The 23,519-nt window shown below is 41.5% G+C and carries 15 protein-coding genes; 8 read left to right on the top strand and 7 right to left on the bottom strand.

The genetic code is table 11. The annotated features are described in order from the left end of the window. Positions 1-180: 180 nt before the first annotated feature. The 3 genes from LY624_RS19655 to LY624_RS19645 all read right to left on the bottom strand — a co-directional run bounded on the left by LY624_RS19655 (position 181) and on the right by LY624_RS19645 (position 4,682). Positions 181-2,340: a S46 family peptidase gene (locus LY624_RS19655; protein ID WP_341804452.1), complete on the bottom strand. Its 2,160-nt coding sequence runs from the start codon at positions 2,338-2,340 to the stop codon at positions 181-183. A gap of 114 nt (positions 2,341-2,454) precedes the next feature. After that, positions 2,455-3,339 (bottom strand): GTP cyclohydrolase FolE2, encoded by an 885-nt coding sequence (gene folE2, locus LY624_RS19650; protein WP_341804451.1) that lies wholly within the window; start codon positions 3,337-3,339, stop codon positions 2,455-2,457. 11 nt (positions 3,340-3,350) lie between these two features. After that, on the bottom strand, positions 3,351-4,682 hold the full coding sequence (locus tag LY624_RS19645; protein WP_130151994.1) for a dihydroorotase: 1,332 nt from the start codon (positions 4,680-4,682) through the stop codon (positions 3,351-3,353). Between the two features lie 129 nt (positions 4,683-4,811). On the opposite strand from LY624_RS19645, the gene LY624_RS19640 reads away from it, so the two are divergent. Together LY624_RS19640 and LY624_RS19635 are read left to right on the top strand one after the other, a co-directional pair. Continuing rightward, entirely contained in the window at positions 4,812-5,747 is a 936-nt protein-coding gene (locus LY624_RS19640) for an endonuclease/exonuclease/phosphatase family protein (protein ID WP_130151995.1), read from the top strand. A gap of 15 nt (positions 5,748-5,762) precedes the next feature. Beyond that, positions 5,763-7,928, top strand: coding sequence for a M3 family metallopeptidase (locus LY624_RS19635; RefSeq protein ID WP_341804450.1), 2,166 nt, complete (start codon positions 5,763-5,765; stop codon positions 7,926-7,928). Positions 7,929-8,055: 127 nt separating this feature from the next. On the opposite strand, the gene LY624_RS19630 is transcribed toward LY624_RS19635, so the two are convergent. Beyond that, positions 8,056-12,069 carry a rhombosortase-dependent M36 family metallopeptidase gene (locus LY624_RS19630; protein WP_341804449.1) on the bottom strand — a complete coding sequence of 1,338 codons (4,014 nt, stop codon included), beginning with the start codon at positions 12,067-12,069 and terminating at the stop codon, positions 8,056-8,058. Between the two features lie 124 nt (positions 12,070-12,193). On the opposite strand from LY624_RS19630, the gene LY624_RS19625 reads away from it, so the two are divergent. Then, positions 12,194-12,688, top strand: a complete 495-nt coding sequence (locus LY624_RS19625) for a hypothetical protein (protein WP_341804448.1) — start codon at positions 12,194-12,196, stop codon at positions 12,686-12,688. Between the two features lies 1 nt (position 12,689). Here LY624_RS19625 and LY624_RS19620 read toward each other — a convergent pair whose 3' ends face one another. The 3 genes from LY624_RS19620 to LY624_RS19610 all read right to left on the bottom strand — a co-directional run bounded on the left by LY624_RS19620 (position 12,690) and on the right by LY624_RS19610 (position 18,049). Then, positions 12,690-13,391, bottom strand: coding sequence for a M15 family metallopeptidase (locus LY624_RS19620; protein WP_205989587.1), 702 nt, complete (start codon positions 13,389-13,391; stop codon positions 12,690-12,692). A 50-nt stretch (positions 13,392-13,441) separates the two neighbouring features. Further along, complete coding sequence (locus tag LY624_RS19615; RefSeq protein WP_341804447.1) at positions 13,442-15,055, bottom strand: sensor domain-containing diguanylate cyclase; 1,614 nt, start codon at positions 15,053-15,055, stop codon at positions 13,442-13,444. A 132-nt stretch (positions 15,056-15,187) separates the two neighbouring features. Further along, positions 15,188-18,049: an FAD-binding and (Fe-S)-binding domain-containing protein gene (locus LY624_RS19610; protein WP_341804446.1), complete on the bottom strand. Its 2,862-nt coding sequence runs from the start codon at positions 18,047-18,049 to the stop codon at positions 15,188-15,190. A gap of 350 nt (positions 18,050-18,399) precedes the next feature. Here LY624_RS19610 and LY624_RS19605 point away from each other — a divergent pair, with 350 nt between their 5' ends. The 5 genes from LY624_RS19605 to LY624_RS19585 are packed head-to-tail and all read left to right on the top strand — an operon-like array spanning position 18,400 to position 23,498. Next, a complete protein-coding gene (locus LY624_RS19605; protein ID WP_130152000.1) occupies positions 18,400-20,208 on the top strand; it encodes a glycoside hydrolase family 3 protein in 1,809 nt (602 codons plus the stop codon). Positions 20,209-20,257: 49 nt separating this feature from the next. Next, complete coding sequence (locus LY624_RS19600) at positions 20,258-21,055, top strand: putative hydro-lyase (protein WP_130152001.1); 798 nt, start codon at positions 20,258-20,260, stop codon at positions 21,053-21,055. Between the two features lie 6 nt (positions 21,056-21,061). Beyond that, entirely contained in the window at positions 21,062-21,790 is a 729-nt protein-coding gene (locus LY624_RS19595; protein WP_341804885.1) for a 5-oxoprolinase subunit PxpA, read from the top strand. Beyond that, positions 21,778-22,638 (top strand): glutamate cyclase domain-containing protein, encoded by an 861-nt coding sequence (locus LY624_RS19590; RefSeq protein WP_341804445.1) that lies wholly within the window; start codon positions 21,778-21,780, stop codon positions 22,636-22,638. The genes LY624_RS19595 and LY624_RS19590 overlap by 13 nt, the downstream gene beginning before the upstream one ends. A gap of 2 nt (positions 22,639-22,640) precedes the next feature. Further along, positions 22,641-23,498, top strand: a complete 858-nt coding sequence (locus tag LY624_RS19585; RefSeq protein WP_341804444.1) for an aminotransferase class IV — start codon at positions 22,641-22,643, stop codon at positions 23,496-23,498. Positions 23,499-23,519 lie beyond the last annotated feature (21 nt).

The raw sequence follows: 23,519 nt of genomic DNA, 5'->3' as shown, positions 1-23,519 counted from the left end.
TCGCTCCACTTAGGTTATGTGTAAAATTTATCGAGCGAAACTTAAATAAAACTTAAGAAAAATTAATTTTTATAAATATTTTTCAACCTTATGAAGTTTAATGTTTTTATTTTTATAAAAAACAAAAATGCCAGTCCGTTAGACTGGCATTTTAATATTTAAATTAATGTTAAACTTAGATTACTTAACGATAGTCATCTCTTCAAGTAAGTTTTGAGCATTATCAACTTTATCCATCACCCACAACATGTATCGTGAATCAACGTGAATTGAGCGATTTAAGTTTTCATCGTAATCCCAATCACCAATAATGCTTTCGTAAACACCATCAAATAACAAACCAACGAGCTCAGCATTACCGTTTAACGTTGGTGAGCCAGAGTTACCACCTGTGGTATCGACATTCGATAAAAAGTTAACCGGAACAGTATTCATACCGCCTGTGTAATCGCCATAAAGCTTCTGCTTAATTAGCTCGTTTTGTTTCTCTGGCGAGTTGAATGGTTCAACACCGGTGTTTTTAGCAAGCAGTCCTTCTAAGGATGTAAAGGGGGTTGCCACTAAGCCATCTTGCGGTGAATAGCCGCCTACCGTACCGTAAGTTACACGCAGGGTGCTGTTAGCATCTGCATAAACAGGCTTATTAAGCGCCTTGTTATAAGCAATGATTGCTTCCATTAATGCAGGGCGAGCAGCTTGCTGTTTACCAGCCAGTTCTTTTTTCGCATCTTCCATGTCTTTAGTAACGGCAAAAACAGCATGTGCATATTGAATAAATGGATCGCTACTTTGCTTTAACTGAGCAAGGTCAAGTTCTGCCATCCACAAACGTTTACTTTCATCTGCAAGAACCGATTTAGCATACATATCATCAAGTAAAGCTTGTTGTTTTTGCTTATCAAAGCCATTGCTCAGACTAAGTGCTTTATCGACTTCTGCAACGCGCTCATCGTTTGGTAATGCGGCATATTGCTCAATAAAGTACAGTAAGATAGCTTTATCAACGGTTTCATCATAACGACGACTCATGCTTTCTAAACGTGATTTAATGCGTGGCATATCACGCTCTTGATAACCGCTTTCGCGTTCAGCGTCTGGCTTTTGTTTTTCATATGCTAAACGATACAGCATACGAGCCGATGACATCATTTGTGAACGGTGTACGTAACCTAACATACGGTCGCGCTGGTTATGTTCTTGAGACTCAGCAACTAGCGCCGTTAAATCAGCAAGTACATGTCCGTATTTAGCTTTGCGTTTACTATCTTCATTGATCCACGCAGTGAGATCTTTTTCGAATTGTTGCTTACGACTATACATTGAGCCTTTATTGAAGCTCTCAATCATTGAGCCGTAGTTTTTAATGTAGTTGTTGTAACCCGCAATAGTACTTTCATAAGCGATTCGTGCCTCTGAACCATCCGGGGCATTTTCTTCAATTAACGAGACATATTTAGAGTTATATTTACGCGCTAATGGATAGGCTGTATTAAACACATAGTCAACTTCTGGCGAAATACGGTAACGGTTTGTGCTGCCTGGGTATCCGGTCACCATCACAAAATCACCTTCTTGTACGCCTTTAGCACTCACTTTTAAAAATGCATCACTTTGGTACGGCACGTTATCTTCTGAATATTCAGCAGGCTTGCCATCTTTGCCAACATACGCACGATAGAACGAAAAATCACCGGTATGACGCGGCCACATCCAGTTGTCGATATCACCGCCGTATTTACCTACGCCCATCGCTGGCGCATACGCTAAACGTACATCTTTAATTTCAAGCGATTTGATTAGGTAATACTCAAGGCCACCATGGAAAGTATACACATTACAGCGATAGCTCTCGTCTTGTTCACACTCACTAACAAGTGCTTTTTCATTTGCTTGAATAGCATCAAAACGTGCTTTACCGGTTAACTGTTCAGTCCCTTTGTTTACTTTATCAGTTACTTCAACCACTTCCTCGGTTACATAAACACGAGAACCAGGGGCTGCAGGCACTTCATCATTGTGCTTTTTTGCTAAAAAGCCATTTTCTAAAATGTTGTTTTCGGTGGTCGAGTTATATTGAATCGAACCATAGGCACAATGATGGTTTGTTACAACTAAGCCTTTTGGTGATACAAACGAAGCCGTACAACCGCCAAGACTGATCACCGCATTCATCGGGAACTCAGTCAGTTTTGAAATTGAATCTACATCAATGCTCAAGCCTTTCGCTTTTAAAACTGATTCAAGTTCTGGCAGTTGATGAGGTTGCCACATGCCCTCGTCGGCAACGGCAACATTTGCGACAGCAATACCCACTGCAGCAGCAATAAATTTAAAACGCATAGTCATCCTTTTTTATAATATTTTTGGCAGGCATATCATTAACCTTGTTTTTATTAATAGCAATAATTTGCGACTACCTTTGTCAAAATTTGTAAACACTTAATGCTATGAGTTCTAATACTTAGACTCATGAACTACTGCATTGTGGCCATGTAAGCTTTCTTGGTGCTCAACCTTAAATTGGTAGTCAGCAATACTCGTCATAGTTTCGAAGCATTGCTTTAATCGCCTTGCTGCATCTTCACAAAATAGTAAATTTTTCGCGTTTAGGGCTGCAAATGCTTGTTCATCTTCACGTTTAACAGCGGTTTGTACTGGGGTACCAATGGCTTGCTCACATACGGTGATAAAGCCGCTAATATCAGGTAGTTTTTCACTACTAAAGGTGACATCAATGTAGGCATAAGAGCGCTGGCTATGAGGGGTTGCAATTGAGCCCTGTTCACTTGCAAGCCAATTGAGTAAAGATGCTTTATCTATACTCGCATCGCTAAATTGTTTATCGACTGCCTCGCTCAATAGCTGCCTTGATAATGCCGCTGAGCATGGGCAGGTGCTGCTGTAGGCAATATCAACTTTTAAGTTAATGGTGAGTGATTGCTGCTTTGTAATCGTTAATACAACAGGGTAAGCATTATAACCTGCATGGTCGCTCAGGAGCGCTGGTTTTAGCAGTGGTAAATCAAAATGCAGCACTAGTTTTGCGCCTTTACTTAAGCCTTTTTGTGATGCTAAAACAGCATCCATAACCTCACTAACACGTTGACTTGTTAAGCTTTGCTTAGCCAATAGCTGATTAAGTAATAAATAAAGGCGCGACATATGAATGCCTTTAGCATTGCTATCAAGGCTAACGAACACATCAGCTTTGGCATTAAGGTGCACATCAACATGAGTTTGTGCAAGCTTCAAAGGCAATGCTATTTTTTCCATGCCCACCCATTTTAAAGGCGACTGAAAATCTACATTAGAGTGCGAGGTAATATCGGGTAATTGCATATCAACTTCTTTTAACGATTGAATGTTAAGGCCATAGCGACCTGTTTGTGCGGGTATACGTGCTTCCCATCAAAGACACACTCACCATTTACAAAGGTATGTGTTATTCGGTGTGAAAAGGTGGTGCCACTAAATGGAGTCCATTGACATAAGTAATGTGTGTTTGTATGCTCAACGTGCTTTTCTGCATTTGGGTCAACTAGGACTAAATCAGCAAAATAACCTTCACGAATAAAGCCCCGCTCTTCAATAGCAAACCGCTTTGCCACGTTATGCGCCGTTTTTTCAACAACTTGCTCAAGGCTTAACTCACCACGCTTTACCTGCTCAAGTAACGACAGTAATGCATGCTCTACTAAAGGGAGGCCTGCTGGCGCAGCACTGTATTGTTGCTGCTTTTCTTGCCAAGTATGAGGGGCATGATCGGTGGCAATAATATCAATGCGACCATCGCGTACTGCTGAGAGTAGCGCTTGGCGGTCTTGCTCTGATTTTATGGCGGGGTTACATTTAATTTGATTGCCATAGTTTGCGTAATCGTCTTGGTTAAACCACAAATGATGCACGCAGGCTTCGGCGGTTATGTGCTTTTGCTCTATGGGTGCGTTACTAAATAGTTCTAGCTCTTTTGCTGTTGTAAGGTGTAAAACATGTAATTGCGAGCCATAGCGTTTTGCCAACGATACCGCATACGATGATGATGCATAACACGCTAACTCATCACGAATTAATGGATGGTGTTCGATTCGTAACTCGCCATAACGTTTTTCTAAACGGCGCTGATTTTGTTGAATAACCTCCCCTTGCTCGCAATGGGTGGCAATGAGTACTGGGCTTTCCCGAAAAATGGCTTCAAGGGCATGAGGATGTTCAACTAGTAAATCGCCTGTTGATGCTCCCATAAACACTTTAACGCCGCATACATTTTTAGCATCAAGGGCTTTAATTTCATCGAGGTTATTAGGGGTCGCGCCAAAGTAAAACGCATAATTCGCAGCGCTCGTTTGCGCTGCTATCGCGTATTTATCAGCAAGTGCTTTTGCCGTGGTAGTCGAAGGTGAGACATTAGGCATTTCCATAAAGCTTGTAATGCCACCTGCCACTGCCGCGGCAGATTCACTGGCAATCGTACCTTTATGTGTTAGACCAGGCTCTCTAAAATGAACTTGATCGTCGATCATGCCTGGTAATAGCAACAGACCGCTTGCATCAATTACCTCATCATTGATCTTGGAACTGATATCTTTGGCAATTTCAGCGATTCGATTACCAACAATTCGTACATCGTTTATTTCGCGCTGTCCTTCATTAACAACGCAGACATGTTTAATTATGATAGCCATACGACTCCTTGCTTATTCAGCAACATTTGCAACTTATCGTAAAAAAATGCACTCCATGGCAAGATTGATTGCAGATTAAATTGTTACAATATAACATACCACATCATTATTCTTAGGTAATAGTCGTAGATGAAAATAATTAAGCATCCGCATTTGACTAGCTTGGCATTACTACTGCTATCAGTTGTAAATAGTAATTTTGCAAATGCCAAAAGCTTACGCGTGGTCACTTGGAACTCCGAACACTTAGCAGCTCACAATGGTAAAGGCTGTAAAGCCAGAGACACTGAAAGTTACACTCAGATGCGCCAATACGCTCAATCACTTGATGCAGATGTAATTGCACTTCAAGAAGTTGACTCTCTGGCGGCTGTTGAACGAATATTTCCTGACTCAAAATGGCAAATAATCATGTCATCACGAACTGATTCGCCCAGTTACACTTGTAGAGAAAACAAGCAAGCATCAACACAACAAAAAGTCGCCTTCGTGGTGAGAAAGCCTATTTTAATAAAACAGGTTAACCATCTAAGTGAGTTAGCTAAAGCGAAAGTGGGTGCAAGAGAAGCGATTCACTTACAAATTGAACAAGCGGGTAAACCATTAAACTTACTTAATGTTCATATGAAAAGTGGCTGCTTTGTTGAAAATTATGAAGTATCAAATAAATCAAATTGCGCAATATACGCTAAACAAGCTGAGTATTTAAAAAGCTACCTAGCCCAGCAAAACTTAGCTCGCGAAAACTGGCTTATACTAGGTGATTTTAACCATCATTTAACAGCCACAGATAACCATTTTAGAGTTGAGCTTTTAGCAGCTTCTGACTATAAAAATAAAAAAGATTACAGTGATGGTTCGCCACTTATCGCAGCTAATAACCTTTTTATCGCAACAGATGGTGTAGAAGGTTGTCATCCAAAGTACCCTTTGCCCATTGATCACATCGTGATATCGGCTTCCATGAGGCGCGCTTTGGTGCCATCTTCTGTGAAATTTCACAATTACAGCACAGATCATATGTTAAGCGATCACTGTGCTTTATCAGCGCAATTTAATTTTTAAAAGAAAGAGAAAACAATGAAACACGTACTCGCAACCGCGATTAGCTCAGCGTTATTATTAACGGCCTGTTCTGAGCCACAAACAACAGAAAATAAAACAACAACTGAACAAGTTGCAACAACCGCTGACGTTGAGCAAGCAAACCCATTATTAGTAAAAAGCGTATTACAATACGAAACGCCTGATTTTAGTGTAATAAAAGATGAGCACTTTATGCCTGCTTTCAATAAAGGCATGATAGAGCAAATGGCTGAAGTACAAGCTATTATTAGTAATCAAGCTAAGCCTGACTTTCAAAATACCATTGTTGCCCTTGAGCTAAGTGGTGAATTACTGACTCGCACCCGCAGCATTTTTTATAATCTAGCAGGGAGTGATTCAAACCCTAAACGTCGTGAAATACAAAAAGAGCTCGCACCAAAGCTTGCTGCACATAACGACAATATCTTTTTAAATAAAGACTTATTTGAGAAAGTCTCTGCTGTATATGCTGAGTCAGATAAACTAGCATTAACCGCTGAAGAAAAGCGTCTTTTAGATGTTTACTACAAGCGTTTTGTACGTGCTGGTGCGAAACTAACCGCGGAAGAAAAACAACAGATCCGTGATATTAATACAAAACATTCAAGCTTAACGACTCAGTTTTCGCAGAACTTATTAGCACTTACTAAAACGAACGTTGTGCTTGTTGATGACAAAGCTGAACTTGAAGGTTTACCTGCAGGTCAAATCGAACAGCTTGCTAATGCAGCAACAGAAGCTGGCCACTCAGGCAAATACCTAATTAAGATCACCAACACGACACGCCAACCTATTTTAGCGACACTTAAAAATCGTGATTTACGTGAAAAAATTTGGCGTGCCTCAGCTGAGCGTGCACTTTCTGGTGAAAACAGTAACCGTGAAATCGTTGCAGAACTTGCTCAGTTACGTGCTCAAAAGGCTAAACTACTTGGTTATGATAGCTGGGCGGCATTCGGACTAGAGTCACAAATGGCGAAAACGCCGCAGGCAGTATTTGATATGTTTGCTGGTATGATCCCTGCGTTAATGCAAAACGTTAATGCTGAGGCTGAAGCGATCCAAGCTAAGATCGATGAGTCAGGTGAACAGTTCAAACTACAACCTTGGGATTGGTTATTCTACGCAGAACAAGTTCGTAAAGATAAGTACAACCTAGACGAAAATGCAGTCAAAGAATACTTTGAATTTAATCGTGTGCTAGAGGACGGTGTATTCTTCACCATGAACCGTTTATACGGTATTACATTCAAACCACGTAACGATATTCCAGTTTACCATCCTGATGTTAAAGCCTATGAGTTATTTGATGAAAACGGTAACAGCTTAGCCATTTTCTTTGCTGACTACTTTGCTCGCGAAGGTAAGCGTGGCGGTGCATGGATGAGCTCATTTGTAAAACAATCAGGCCTTAAAGAACAAAAGCCTGTTGTTGTTAATGTAATGAACATCCAAAAAGGTGCTAATGGTGAACCTACGCTTATCAGCTATGATGAAGCGACGACTATTTTCCACGAATTAGGCCACGGCTTACATGGCATGTTCTCAAAAGTAAAATATCCTATGCTTTCAGGTACGTCGGTATCACGCGACTTCGTTGAATTCCCGTCAACGTTCGAAGAAGACTGGGCAATGTATCCTGAAGTTATCGCAAACTATGCGAAACACCATAAAACAGGTGAACCTATTCCTGATGAGTTACTGAAAAAAGTAATCCAATCACGTAGCTTCAACCAAGGTTTTGATACGTTAGAATATGTTGCTGCTGCACTTCTTGATATGGAATGGCACTCACTGCCTGCAGATGCACCATTACAAGACATTGAAAAGTTTGAGCAACAAGCACTTACAAAACATGGTGTAAATGTACCATTTGTACCACCACGTTATAAATCAGCATTCTTCTCACACTCTATGGGTGGCGGCTACTCAGCTGGTTACTACGCATATATGTGGAGTGAGATTTTAGCAGCTGATGCGTTTGCTTATGTACAAGAGCAAGGCGGTTTAACTCGCAAAATGGGTGACAAATACCGTAAAGAAATTTTAGAAATGGGCAACTCACGAGACTTGATGGAATCGTATAAAGCATTCCGAGGCCAAGAGCCAGATACTTCAGCGTTATTAAAACGCCGCGGTTTAAAAGCGACGGTTCAATAGTGTTGTAATGCAACTTTTTGCTTGCCCTGACATGGGCAAGTAAGAAAATAAAAAGTCAGCATATATTAAAAAAGCCCTTACAGAAAACTGTAAGGGCTTTGTTTTTTATCACTGTCTGATAATTAACTTAGCGTTTGCGGCGACGGCCTACTAACGCTAATGGAGCAAGTAGTAAGGTTAAGAAACCAAAACTACCACTGCTTGACTTTCTAGGCTCTGGGGTTTCAACCACAGGTTCAGCTTCATTTGTAACAGCAACCGTTACTTGCTCTGACACGGATGCAACACCGTCGCTAACAACAACCTCAAAGACGACTTCTTCATCCGCTGAGATTGAGCCAGGAGTGAAACTTAATGTTGCAGTATCTTCGCCTGATAGTGTTGCAGCTGAACCACTCACTTGCGTCCAAGCATACGTTAATTCATCATCACTATTACGATCAGTTGCAGTTACGCTTAACGTACCTGTTGCAGACTCAGAAATACTTTCATCGCCAGACACGCTAATAACAGGCATTGCATTATCACATGCAAAAGTATCACCCGCGATAACGTTTGATAGTATCGGTGTTGTTACATTGGTAAATGACACATTATCAATCCACCAACCAAACTCACGTACAGCGCTATCAGACGATAAACGGAAACGAAGCTTCGCGCGGTTACCATTTAATTCAGTACCAAATCGAATTGTTTCGTAATTACCATACGCACCGTTCTCATCAATGTTATTGCCTGTAAACGTATCACGGTCTTGAATTGCCTGTGCATCATTTTCAGTCAGCGGACCATCATAGCCAACATCAAATGTGCCACCCATTTCAGTTACATCAACCCAATTACCACCATTTACACTGATTTCAACAACACCACCATCCCAATTTTCTTCAATTAGATAGAAGTGCCAGAATGACACTGCAAACTCGCCAGCAAAACCAATCTCAAACTCTTTAGTTTCAACAGCAACGTCTGATTCAAAATCATTGTTATTTAGGTACATGGTTTGCTCACCAAGCCCAAAACCAAAGGTATTGAAAAAGGCTACGTTGCCATCATTAGCCATGCTTTGAGTGCCCTCTGCTAGGTCACCACCCGTCATTACGTTTTCTTTAAAGTCATTTAATGATGTCGCTGCGACTTCCATGTTATCTGAAGTTTGAGAACCTACAGGTGCTTTTGCTTCAAAGTCCATGTTAACCGTATATGAGAGTGTCTCGCTTGCTGCTTCAACAATTTCATCATCAGCAGAAAGTTCTGGGAATGACACTTGGATCTCAAGCGTATCTGCGGTACCCGCATCATTTAGTGTAAATTTAATAGGCGCACTTGTAGCCGATGTGAATGGAGTCATCTCATCAAACGTGATTAAGCCATCGTTTTCAAAAGTAACATCATGGTTACTAACAACGCTCAACTGTGCTTGTGTACCTGTTAGTGTTTCACTACCTGTATTGGTAATGCTCACAGTTAGTGTGCCAGTTTCACCTTTATCTAGAATGTTATCATTCGAGCAATAACCTAACTCTGCTCCATTAAAGTTATTGTTTACGCTCACATCTTTAAGAGTAAAGCTGGCAAGCTCCATATCATCAGATTCAACCACACCGGTTAAATCTGTGCTGAAACGCTCTGGAGCAACAGCACCTAAGCCCATACCACGCTTAGCAAATGCACCTAAAATAAGCTCGTAATCGTTTGTATCAACAGCATAAGCAGCAGCTAAGACAGCATCACGTGCTTCTGTGTATAGCGGCGCAATTGGTGTTAATTTATAACCCGCAACAAGGTAGTTAGCCATGCGGTTTTGTGCTTCTTCAAAGCCATGCTCGTTGATTAGTGCAACATAGCTCTCCCACAACATTGTTGCCCAAATTTCACCTGCTGCGTGTGGTGAACCTACATTAGTTGGAGCAATACCTACATCAGTACCGGCATTTTCAGTAATGTGACGGAAAGACAGTGGGTTTACTTCCATGTTTGTAGAATATGGAACACGGCGAATACCAAAATAGAAGTCTTCTACGAATGTACCGCTACCGTAAGCTTTTTGGAACTTATCGTTGCCAGGAATGTTGATATCGCCTGCTTTAGCAATAAACATAAGTGAGTGGAAATCACCCCAGCCTTCACCCATGGCACGGCCTTGGAAGTTGATAAGACCAGACGAGTTACCGACTAAACGGTTACTAATATAGTGACCCCATTCGTGTGCAATAATACCGTTATCTAACGTGCCATCTTTTAACGTTGCTTTGTTAAACATGTTTACAGTTACAGCATTACCTGCATCTATCGCGTCATACATTTTATGACCGTCAGCAAAGTTAAGTCCCATGTTTGGAATAAGCACGGCATCATCTTCACCGCCCATAGGTGCAGGATCATCGGTATTAGGATCATTATTTACAACGATTGCACCAATAGCGCCCGCTTCTTGAGCGTGGAATACTTTTGCAGTGAAGTTACACGAGCCACGGTCAATTAAAGCAATTTTACCAGCTAAATCTGCTGCATTCGTTGCAGGCTCACAACCATCCGTTACACTCCCTGAGTCAACATCATTACCATCGATTAGGCGTACAACTTCAGCTGCCACGTCTGCAAACTGACCTTGACCAAAACCAGAAACTTGCGTTGACTCAAGAAGACCAATCGTTTCATCAGATGTAACTACAACACCAAAGTCTACACCTACTTTCGCATCTTTTGAGTTGTATAAATACATTTGCATACGAGGGCTTGCACCATCTGCTGGCGTAAACATATTTGCGTTGTTTAGACCGCTGTTATCTTGTGCTTGCGCTTCAATTGGATCGCCTTCTACACCACCACGGCCATAGTTAGATACCTGTGCAACATTTGATGTTTCGTCAAAACCATGATCATAAAAGAAATCATGTAAGAAGTTGTTCATGTAGAACAAGTTAACGATAGCTGCTTTACGGTTGTCATAACTATTAGCAACCTGATCAACTTGATATGGGTAGTCAAAAGTAAAATCAGACGTTGTTTCAGCCGTAAAGTCACCCTCAGTAAAACCTTGTGGTGCAATAACATCAGCATACGCAAAAACGTTATTACCTGATGTAGTCGTTGCATCATCCTCAAGCCACGGGTCCATTGTGCTCAGCTTGCTGTAGTAAGATAAGCTAACTAAAGGTGCATCTAGAATTTCAGTTTCATCAACTTGATCAGGGCCATCAGCTGGGATTACGTCGCCGTGTGGACCTTCCCAAGGGTAACCATCTGCATCAGCCCATACACGATAGTTAAAGTCTACCGCGTGTGCTTTTAAGTCTTTTTTGAAGTAAACCTTATTGTTGTCAGCACCAATAACGTAGCTGAAGTAGTCGCTATCTAGACTATTTTTATCGGCAACTTCAACTTCAACATAATAAGCTGACTCAAGTTGTCCATTAACTTCAAAAAACACTTTCTTCGCACGTGGTTGACCAACGACAACTTTTTCACCATTTTGGTTAGTTACATTGTACTTAACATAGTCACCTTGCTCTGTAGACTTAACCAGCGAAACATTGATATCTGCTAGCTCTTGAATAGCGCGCTTGATACTTTGCTCAGCACCCACAAATTTAGCAAGTGGTGCAAATGATTTAGTCGCATTAGAACTAACGTTAGCAAAGTAACCAGAGCCAGCTACTAGGTTTTGCTCTTTATCCATGATTAAGTTGTATTCACGGTTGAATACTTCGATATCATGTACTTTTTGCTTGTATTTAGCCGTTATTGAGCCCAGTTTTTGCTCAGATAAATCTGTTAATACTGCACTTGATACACCTTTCTTAGCTGTACTTACACCCGTTAGCGCATTTAAATAAAAATCTGCAGCGTAAGCATTGCGTTGCTCTGGTAAAACAACTGACATATCTGGTTTCGCTTGACCAACAGCCTGCCATAAGAATGTCGCTTTGCCTAATTGAGCATCAAAAATAGATTTATGACCCGATACAGTGCGGCGCTCAGCTAATGCACGTTGCTGAGTTATTTGTGGGTTGAATTGCGCGTGTGAGCTTGTACTAGAGGCACTGTAGAAGCGAGTTTGTTCACTTGCTTGTACTTGTGATGATGCCAAAATAGCCGTTACTAATGTTGCTACAGCGCTTACTTTAAATTTAGCCATGCATAAGTTCCCTGTTGTTATATTTTTAATTTTGGTTAACAATTTAACCAACTATAATGTACCTAAAGCTGTTAATAAAAAATAGTAAAAACTGTAAACAAAAGTAACAATAGTAGGAGATTAGATGCACCAGATTAATAAAATACAACTAATTATAGTGTTATCCATGTTAACCTTAGGTTGCCAAGAAGGTGAAGATGTAAATAAAAAGGAAGACATACCTAAAAATACAGTTCTTCAAAAAGAGCAAAACACACCACAAACCACAACAAAAAAAACTGAAGAGTTAACGAAAACGAACAGTCGTTCTGTTAATAACAATGGTGAAAAACTAACTTATAACTCTGAGCAGCTTGTAAAAGGAACCATCGTCTTTAACCACGCAAATTCAGAGCAAGGTACGGTGACAGGCACTGTATTTATTACACTCAAAACCGAAGAAGCATCCTTAGCACTACTGGACACCTATAAATTAAAAAAGGTAGCTGAGCATACGTACAGCTTTTTTGTCGATAAAGGTACTGATTTAAAAGTAGTCAAAACTGAATTAGAAAAATACCCAGAAGTCGGTATTGTTGAAATTGCTGTGGATTACACACCCATTAACGAAATACGTTAATTTATTTTATTACAAAGTTAAAATAAGTCGCAGGGTAAGCCTGCGGCTGATAAGTGAAATGCCACCACTCCATTGAATACGGAGCAAAACCCGCATCACTCATAAGTGTTTTAAGCTTATAACGATTAGCTTTTTGAGTGGCACTAATTCGAGGATCATCTGTATTTGAAAGCGTATCAAACATGTCAAACGGTGATGCCATATCAAGCTCAACACCATATGCATCTACTAACGTTAAATCAATGGTTGAGCCACGGCTGTGGCCTGATTTAGCAGCAATATAATCACCTAACAGCTGATCTTTATTAAGGTTAGGATAAAACTCAGCTTTGGTGCGCGTATCACTTAAATCATTAACCCAACGTACAAAATGATCAACAGCGCGCTGTGGACGATAACAATCGAATATTTTTAAATTCAACCCCTCTTTCTGAGCCGCCTTTTGTACGTTTTTAAGCGCATTCGCTGCGGTTTTGTGCAATAAGCATTTAGGCGCAGTGTAACCATCAATAGGAGCGCCCACAAAGTTATGACGCCCAAAGTAGCGAATATCTAAAACCGCGTTAGGAAGGAGCTCACCAACATCAATAAACTCACTACGCTTATTCTCATTCGTCTTAGCTTGCACTGGCGATGTATTGAGTAAAATGACACTCAACACACAAGCCATTTTCATTAAACGAGACACACTGACGGATACCATGTGATTTTCCAAAATAACCTAATGGTATTTACTATTACATATAAAATAACTTATTCCAATACTGGCACTTCAGACACGAGTGGAAGATCTTGGCAAAAGGTGGCATCAAGTACACAACGATTTCGACCTGTTTTTTTAGCTTTGTAGAGTGCTTGGTCAGCTAATTTCATCACATCTTCAATACTGAGCTGCTCCAAAGGCCAGCCTGAAATACCAATCGACACATTAATACAGCCCACAGGTTCTATATAATATTCAGACACTTGCATTCTTAAGCGTTCAGCAAGCTGATAGGCACGTTTTGCCGTAACCTTTGGCATAATAACAATAAACTCTTCCCCACCTGTGCGAGCGACAACATCGCCTTCTCGCGTTGCATCAACTAATAATTTAGCCAATGATTGCAGCACTAAATCCCCAATATCATGGCCAAAATCATCATTGACTCGCTTGAAATGATCTATATCGATTGCTAAAACTGCAAATGGGCATCGCTGTGCCATCAACTGGCTTAACCTGATATCCAAACTTCTTCGGTTGTGCAGGCAAGTCAAGGGATCCGTCTGCGCTTCCTGCCTTAGTAGGCCTATTTTACTTTGCAAAAGCCCAACTCCTTTGAGCATTGCATTTCTTAACTCGTTACTTTCATAATACCAAGAACGAAGTTGCTTGAGCTCTTGCGATGTTGTTGGTCTATCTAATGTGCTTGCTGTTTCTGCCAGCTGTTTCAGTGGCTGTGAAATAAGTCTTGCTAACACCCAAATAAGTATAAAAGTAAACAAACCGATAGGTGCTGTACGTAAAAAGACCTGCCACATAAGATTATCAAGTGGCGCAAGTGTGCTTTGAAGGGGTCTTTGCGTGACGACTCCCCATGGAGCCACCGACAAGGGTGCATACCCAGCGAGCATTTCAATCCCCTGACTATTCTTAACGTTCTGTGTGCCAGCGTGACCACTTAAAACCGATTCAATAACTTTATTATCAAATACTTGCTCGCCTATACGATGTTTATTAGGGTGGTAAAGTAAGCGATTATTTTCATCAACAACATACAAGTATGAGCCATCTTGATAATAATGAACTTGCAATAATTCATTCAAAATACTGGCGCGTTTTAAATACAATGTACCACCTACATAGCCAATAAACTCCCCTGTTTTATCAAACAAAGGCTGTGACATAAAAATTAGTAGGTTGCCGGCCATGGAAATGTAAGGCTCGCTAATCATTGGCCTACGGTATGATAAAGCGGCTTTAGTTCCAAAACTGTCGACTTTGAGGTTTTGTAAGTTTAATGACGCTGGAGACACGCCTAAAATATTGCCTTTTTTATTTACAATAATCGTAGAATTAAAACTATTGGTTTGTAACCTTAAGCGTTCGGTTTCTGCATTAATTAACTCTTGGTTATTAAAATCTGCCTCTAATATTTTACCAACATAAGCAAGCTGTTGTTGAGCAGCTAGCAAAAAGTTATCTGTGGCTGACACCAATTTTGCAGCATAAGCTTTATGGTTATTCAAAGTTTCATTAATAAGTTGCTGTTTTTGAACTTGGTAACTTGAGTAATAACTATTAAGAAAAGTAATCAGCGTTGCTGAAAATGCTAGCAACAAAATTAAACGATGCAGGTTTAAACCTGTTCTAAGACTATTAAGCACGGTATTTTTCTCATATTAAACCCAATATCCGTATCGGGTACATCTAATACCTTTATATTAGCAACTACTACTTTGTACCTCTATAGAACTTTTGTCATAATTTGATTTAGCGCAAGAAAAAGAGCAAATACTCTACTCGTTACTCTGCTGATCTAACAAATACAAAATTGATTGATAGCTAATGCCACTGTGCTCAGTTAAACCAATTTCGCAACTACGACTATTTGACACACCGCGACGACAGTTGTTTGGTACTTGTTGTTTAAGGGTTTTTAACGCATTGTTATTGAGTTCTGGCAAATTAAAGCCTTTATCACCAGCAAAACCACAGCACTCAATATCAGCAGGTATAATCACCTCATTACTACATGCCTTGGCAAGTGATACTAGGCTTTGCTCTTTACCTAATCGCTTTGAACTACAGGTAACATGGAGCATCACCGGCTCATTTACGGGCGTGACTTGCAAATTAGGCAGTAAATGCTGGGCTGCAAAATCAGCACTTTCATAAATTGTGAGTGCCGTATTTTGCGAGGCATTAAGAGTAGTAAGTGCACAAGGGCTGGCATCAAAAACGATGGGATATTGGCCATTATTTGAAAGCGTCTCGAGTTCAGTAAGTAACTGCTCACTTTTGTTTTTAAACTCGTTATTAAAGCCTTTGCTAGCAAATGGCATACCGCAACAAAGTGAACCTGCTTGTTTCGGCAGAACTACTTCATAGCCTGCTTTGGCAGCGAGTGAATAAATAACATCTAGCAATGGGCGCTTATCATCAGCAAGTTTATCGGCCGCGAAAACTCGGCTTGCGCAGCTTGGCATATACACAAACTTTTTCGCTTGTTGGGGTTGTTGAAGCTTTCTATTTATTGGCTGTTCGGCCCTTGGCCACGCCGAGTAATACAGCGGTGTACCAAGCAACTTATTAGCAGGTTTACTCAGATTTCTAAGGTTACTACTGCCGATTGCTTTTTCGAGCACCTGCATCACGCTTAAACCAAACCGTGCCCCCGTAGCAACAACCGCAAAATGCTTGCTGGCAAAGCGTGATAGTGACCGCGCAACTTTGTTTGATAAGGCTAGCTCTGCTCTGAGCGATTTTATAAATTCGCCCGTGTTTATCCCCACTGGGCATTTAAGGCCGCAAAGACCCGTTGCCGCGCACGAATCAATACCAAGGTATTTAAAGTCGGCCTCGATAACACCGAGCTTTTGATTTAATTTCTGTTTGCTTGCTACATCATCAGTTGTTAGTAATTGATTGTGCAGTTCTGTGCGGTGTCGCCATAAAGTAATGCGCTGCCTCGGTGTTAAGGTAAGCCCTTTTGATGGGCAAACAACTTCGCAAAAGCCACATTCAATACAGGTATCGATAATATCATCACTTTTTGGCATGACTTTTAAATGCTGAGTGTGAGCATTTTTGTCGTGATTAATAATAACCCCAGGGTTAAAAATATTTTGTTTATCGAATAATGCTTTAAGCGCAACCATCACCGCGAAGCCATCATCTCCCCATTCGGTGGCAACAAACGGCGCCATGTTACGCCCAGTGCCATGCTCAGCTTTTAATGACCCTTTTAGTTCAACCGCCACTAAGTTCGCCACATCTGCCATAAATTGCTCGTATCGGCTTACTTGCTCATAGGTGTCAAAAGCTTGGGTGAATACAAAGTGTAGATTTCCGGCAAGGGCATGCCCAAAAATAATGGCTTCATCATAACCATATTTGATAAATAACTGATGCAGCGCATTCACCCCCTCAGCTAATTTATCAAGGGCAAAGGCAACATCTTCAATAATCACTGTGGTGCCTGTTTCGCGCACTGCGCCAACCGCAGGAAACGTGCCTTTACGGATATTCCAAAGAGCCGCATTACGGGCAGTATCTGCAGAGAACTCTATCGCTGCCAGTTGGCTTTGCTTAAACTCGGCAAGAAGTTGCTCGGTGACCTTTGTGAGCGCATCGAGAGCCTGTGCATTTTCAGCTCTTAACTCAATTAACAGTGCCGCTGATTGCTCTGGGTAGCTGGCCACTTCTTTTGGCATTATAACATGCTCAGACACCGACATCAGGGCGCGTTTATCTAGTAGCTCAACAGCTGCAACATCAAGCTCACTCAGCCTTTGTACCAGCTCACACACCTTGCTGATATCATCAAAAATAAAGAAGCCTGTGTGTTTGTACTTATGCTCAACCACGGTGTGGTAGGTGATATCGGCGATAAAAGCTAACGTACCTTCAGAGCCAATAATGAGGTGCTTGATGACTTCGATTGGATCAGCAAAATCCAGCAGCGCATTTAAACCATAACCCGTGGTATTTTTTAAACGGTACTTATGGGCGATGCGCTTACTCAAATCTGGGTTTTGCTTTACGCTATCAATCAGGCTCATTAACTCATCAACAAAGCGACTATGGCTTTGCAAAAAGGCATTACAGCTTTGGCTATCAGCCGTATTTAGTACAGTGCCATCGGCAAAAATTAGCGTCATATCTTTTACTGTGTGATAACTGTTTTGCGCTACCCCACAGCACATGCCCGATGAATTATTTGCCGCCATACCGGCTATTTTGCAGCTATTAATAGACGCAGGATCAGGGCCAATTTTTTTACCAAACGGGGCTAATACTTGATTTACTCGAGCACCGATGATCGCCGGTTGTAACCGTATTGCCTCGGCGTCATCAAGGATTTCAAACTTGCTCCAACTATCGCACAACAAAACCAATACCGAATCGGTAATTGCTTGCCCAGATAAACTCGTGCCAGCGGCGCGAAATGTGATGGGTACGTGTTGCTCGTTAGCAGCAATGATCACTTGCTGTGCTTGATTTTGATTGCTCACTAATACAATTAACTCAGGAATTAATCGATAAAAGCTGGCGTCTGTCCCGTACGCATAACGGCGCGAGTAATCTTCTATTAATGCAGACTCTGGTAAAAAAGGTTTAATTTGCTGTTTAAATGCGTGCAATCGAGTTAAAGCCATCTCGCCCCCAGGCTTGTCATATTTACGCTGATGATTATGGAATATATTATTACTTTAAATTGACCTAAAAAGCGACCTATTAAATTGATAAATTATCAACTTGCCAAGGTTTTTATCAGTATTAAGGGTTGGTTATTTAAGCCTATTAGCCTTATTTGGTGATCTAACTTAGCTTTTTGCAGTCGGACTCAAAAACCGCTAGGGTAGCAAAAAAATACTGTATTTATATTTAAAAACCCATTAACATCAAGAATAATTTATTCTAAAAACTAAATAAGCGTTTTGCTTTGGAGCTTGCTGTGTTAAATAAGTTTGCACTATCGTCACTGGTTATCGGATTAGGATGTTTCATGCCATTACAATCATCATTTGCTGAGTCTGCATTAACTTTAAAACAACAGTTAGGGCAAAAGCTCATGCTTGACCTGCGCTATTACTGTGAACAAGACCCAGGTGAGCAAAAATGCCGCACACCGGTGACAGAGCTGCCGGCCGATTTAGCGAATATCATCACTAAACATAACATTGGTGGGGTGATTTTGTTTGCAGAAAATATCGATACCGTGCCGCAAGTAATCAAACTTAATAATGATCTACAAAAAGCCGCTGCCAAGTCAGAGTTAGGCTTACCGCTGTTTATTTCGATAGACCAAGAGGGTGGCCGAGTTGCCCGTATTCCTCGTGATGTAGGTACGTCGTTTACCGGTAACATGTCGATTGGCGCGACCTATAAAGAGCATGGCACCCACTTCGCGACTGAGTCTGCCCGCATTATTGCCGACGAGCTATTGGCACTGGGTGTGAATGTTAACTATGCACCCACAGTCGATGTAAACATGAATCCAGATAACCCAGTTATTAACGTGCGCTCTTACGGTGAAGATCCGCAATTGGTTGCAAAACTAGGTGGTGCCCAAGTGGCAGGATTCGAAAGCAACGGCGTTATTTCATCGCTAAAGCACTTTCCAGGGCATGGCGATACCAATGTAGATAGCCACACAGGCTTGCCAAAAGTAATGCATGATAAAGAAACCATTTGGCAGCAAGACCTACCTCCTTTTAAAGAAATTATTAAAAACCAACAACCGGGTATGATCATGACGGCACATATCCAATACCCAGCCCTCGATAACAGTACATTTGTCAGTAAAGAAGGCAAAACCATGATCAAACCTGCGACGATGTCGCGCAAAATCATCACCGACTTATTACGAGAAGAGCTCGGTTATCAAGGTGTGGTGATCACAGATGCACTCGATATGGCGGGGATCAGCCACTTTTTTGAACCAATTGAAGCGGTAGTAAATACCTTTGCAGCAGGTGTGGATATTGCCCTTATGCCCATCGAAATCAGAAGCCCTAAAGACCTAGCTGTACTTGAAGCCCTGATTGAGCGATTAGAGCAAGAAGTACAACGCGGCACGTTAAATGCAAACGAAGTGAGCGCTTCTGCAACACGTATTTTAAAACTAAAAGAAAAATTTAAACTCAGCTCTTCACTTGATGACGAAGCAGCCATCAAAAAAGCGCAGCTTTTACTTGGCGATCAAAGTCACAGGAAAGTAGAAGCTGAGTTAGCATTAGCGGCTATCACCGAAATTAAAAACGAGAAAAACACCCTACCGCTTAGCATTAAATCGGGCAGCAAAGTGCATATTATTATGCCTGATACCCGCAAATGCTATGCTCTGCAACAAGCGTTAATTGATAACACCGATCAGCTAATCAGCTTTAGCTGCACGAGTTTGCAAGGCTACGAGCCGCTTGCAACATTACAAAAAATTAATGAAGCCGATATCATCATTGCCGCAAATGCGTCACCAAAACAAAGCGCTGTTGAAGTGGGCGGTATGGACGATTTAGCCGATAACCCAGAATTTGCAATTGCTAAGACTAATCAATCAGCTGCATTAGAGTCCTTATTAAAACAAGCAAAATTAGCCAATAAAAAGACCGTATTTGTAAGCTTGCGTGCCCCTTACGATATTGCGCAGTTCGGACAATTTGGCGATGCAGTACTTGCCACCTATGCTTACAATATAGATGTTGACACTGATGAAAAAATTGCTGGTCCTGCTTTTACAGCGCTGGCAAACGTTTTACTAGGGAAAGCCCCTGCAAAAGGGCAACTGCCCGTTACTATTAATGACCTAAACTGAGTGTTATTGTAATAACCTCGGTTAGGTTTTAATTTTCAAGGAGAGGCACTTGCAAAAAGATGCATCATTAACCACCCCAGCGGCTATTCGTAAAATAGTACGCACGGGTGATTACAGTGGTAATACGTCTGGGTTTGCGCCTGGGTTTGTACAAGCAAACTTAGTGATCTTACCTAAACAATACGCGTTTGACTTTTTGCAGTTTAGCCAAGCCAATCCTAAATCATGCCCGATTATAGCAACCAGCCGTTTACCAGGCGTTACCGATATGCCAACTGTTGGCAAAAACATCGATATTCGTAGTGATTTGCCGCGTTATCGTGTTTTTAAAAACGGACAAATGATTGAAGAAGTGACTGATATCACAAGCCATTGGCGCGACGATTTAGTCACCTTTTTGATTGGTTGCTCATTTTCATTTGAAGAAGCATTGATTGCCGCAGGCCTTGAAATTAGAAATATCAGCGAGCAAAAAAATGTGCCTATGTATGTGACCAATATAGCGTGTCAGAGTGCGGGGATCTTCCATGCTAATATGGTTGTGAGTATGCGCCCAATGAAACCCGCTGATGCCATTCGCGCCATCCAGATTTGCAGCCGTTTTCCAAGTGTACATGGTGCGCCAGTGCATTTTGGCGACCCTGCAGCAATCGGTATTAAAAATATTAACAAACCTGAGTTTGGCGATGCAGTGACCATTAAAGAAGGCGAGGTGCCGGTATTTTGGGCCTGTGGTGTTACTCCACAAGTTGCGATTGCCAATGCAGCACCTGATTTTTGTATTACCCATAGCCCAGGGCATATGCTGGTAACCGATATCCCAAATAGTAAAATGGCAGCATTTTAAATGACGATGAAACTAAACTGCGACTTAGGCGAAAGCTTTGGTATGTGGAAAATGGGCCTAGATGAGCAAGTGATGCCACATATTGATATGGCTAATATCGCTTGTGGCTTTCATGCGGGCGATGCCGATGTAATGGCAAGCACCCTCTCCCTTGCAAAAAAGCACAAGGTTACTATAGGCGCACACCCAAGCTATCCAGATAAACAAGGTTTTGGTCGTCGTTCGATGGCAATGAGCGAAAAAGAACTCACTAACTGCCTTCATTATCAAATTGCTGCAATTGATGGCATGGCAACTGTGCATGGTTTAACGCTGGAATACGTTAAACCACATGGTGCTCTTTATAACGATATGATGCGCGAAGAGCATACGTTAAATATCGTTATGCAAGCAGTTGCTCGTTATCCAAAACCACTAAAATTAATGATTTTAGCCACCAATGAAGCAACCAAACACAAAGCACTAGCAAGTGAATTAGGTATCGAACTCATTTTAGAAGCCTTTGCCGATCGCCAATATACCGATGAAGGAAAGTTAGTCTCACGCGCTCTTGCGGGAAGTGTTTTAGAGAAGCCAGCTCTTTTGAAGCAGGTAAAACAATTAATTGAACATGGTACTGTTACCACTCGAAGTGGCCAGCAGCTCACGCTCCAAGCCGACAGCCTTTGTGTTCACGGCGATAACGAAGCAGGCATTGCCCTCATTCAAGAGATCAACGCATTATGCCAAGTCTAAGTGATGAAGCACTCAGTCTAAAAATAGAAAGCATGATGGTCGAACTAAATCCACGAGGTATGCAGTATTTATATGCTAGGCAAACCAAGGGCACTTATTTACGCGCCGCTCAGTCACTTCACAAGGCACAACATACTATTCTGATTGGTACAGGCTTTGCGGTTAACAACACCTTTGAAACCGATGGCCCTGTTGGCGCTATAGCACTTTACAAAGTACTCGAGAAGCTTGGTAAACAGCCAATTTTGGTCACTGGCAACCCCCTTTACAGTGCCCTGAAAAAAGACTTTAACTGTTTTGAGCTGCCGATTAACAACATTGATAATGCGCGCACTTTTAGCATTAAAGCCCTTGAGCAGTTAAAGCCTGATTGTGTTTTATCAATAGAGCGCCCGGGGCTTAATCAGCATCAACGTTATTACAATATGCGCGGCATTGATATTTCTGAACATTGTGGCTGCTTTGATTTTTTTGTGACAGAAGCACACTGCCCCACTATCGCAATTGGTGATGGCGGTAATGAAATAGGCATGGGTAACCTTGCACAGCATATGCAAGATCTTAGTATTACACCTTGTTTAACACCTTGTGATGAGTTGCTGTTGGCTGATGTATCTAATTGGGCTGCTTATGGTCTCATTGGATTCTTAAGCCGCTGGCACAACACTGACTTATTGGCAGATATTGAGCCACTAGACATTCTGCATTACCTAAGTGAGCGCGGTAGTGTTGATGGTGTTACTCATAAAAACGAGCTCACTGAAGACGGTTTGCATGCTATGCATGGCCAACAATTAATAACTCAGCTTCGCCAACTTGGCGGCTTTATTACAGAGAATGAGGTTTAACAATGGGCACGGTATACCTAAACGGTGACTACCTTGGTGCTGATGAAGCAAAAATTTCACCTATGGATCGCGGCTTCTTATTTGGCGATGGCATCTATGAAGTGATCCCATCTTACCAAGGCAAAATGCTTGGCTTTGGCGCACATATTGAGCGTATGAATAACGGCTTAAATGAGCTTGAAATTAAGCTCGATTACAGTGCCGATACGTGGCGTAAAATCTGTAATGATTTATGCGAGAAAAACCATGGTGACAACTTGGGGATTTATTTGCACGTAAGCCGCGGCGCCGACACTAAACGTGCCCATGGCTACCCAACTAACATTACTCCAACAGTATTTGCATTTACTTTTGAAATTCCAGCAGAACCTGTTAGTGACATCGATAATGCGACAGTATATACCGTATCACTTGAGCAAGACCGCCGCTGGCAGCGTTGCCATATTAAATCAACGGCACTACTTGGTAACGTTATTCATTACCAACACGGAGCAGCTGCAGGTAACAAAGAAACCATTCTATTTAATCGTTTAGAAGAAATTACCGAAGCCAGTTCAAGTAATGTGTTTATTGTTAAAGATGGTGTGATCAGTACGCCACCTCTTGATAACCAAATTTTACCTGGGATCACCCGCTGGTTAATTCTCAATATTCTACACAGCTACAGTGACTTTAAAGTGCAAGAACGCATTATTAGTAAAGACGAGTTACTTGATGCCGACGAAGTATGGATCACCAGCGCGACTAAAGAAGTTGGCCCTGTCGTAAAAGTGAATGGCAAATTAATTGGCGATGGTAAGCCTGGTGCGGTTTGGCAACAAGTGCAAAGCTTGTTTACCAAGCATAAATTTGATTACTAATTTAATCGTACTCAAGAACAA

Source organism: Pseudoalteromonas sp. N1230-9, assembly GCF_032716425.1.
Classification (GTDB): Bacteria; Pseudomonadota; Gammaproteobacteria; order Enterobacterales; family Alteromonadaceae; genus Pseudoalteromonas.
Note: the sequence above shows the minus strand (reverse complement) of the source record. Positions and strands in the feature narration are given on the sequence as shown.